The following is a 294-nucleotide window of genomic DNA, read 5'->3' as shown; positions in this document are numbered from 1 at the left end:
AAAAGGAGTTACGGATTATGAGCAAGACTGCATTTATTTTCCCGGGACAGGGTGCACAGTACTGTAGAATGGGCCAGGATTTTTACGAGAATACAAAGACTGGAAAAGTGATCTTTGACATGGCGTCAGAGCTGCTTGGATTTTCTGTGCCGGAGCTGTGCTTTGAGAAGAACGACAGGCTGGATATCACGGAATACACACAGGCCGCCATGGTAACTGCCAGCATCGCCATGATGCGTGTTCTGGAAGAGACAAAAGGCTCAGTCCTGCAGCCACATCCGGCCTCACGCCTTT

General features: G+C 49.7%; 1 pseudogene. It reads left to right on the top strand.

The window, feature by feature from the left end:
• Nucleotides 1–17: 17 nt before the first annotated feature.
• Nucleotides 18–294 (top strand): annotated as a pseudogene (locus tag NE473_RS31730) (hypothetical protein); the annotation flags it as partial.

The sequence above is a fragment of the Hungatella sp. SL.1.14 genome (genome assembly GCF_024460495.1).
Taxonomy (GTDB): domain Bacteria; phylum Bacillota; class Clostridia; order Lachnospirales; family Lachnospiraceae; genus Hungatella; species Hungatella hathewayi.
This window is presented reverse-complemented; position numbering and strand designations above follow the sequence as displayed.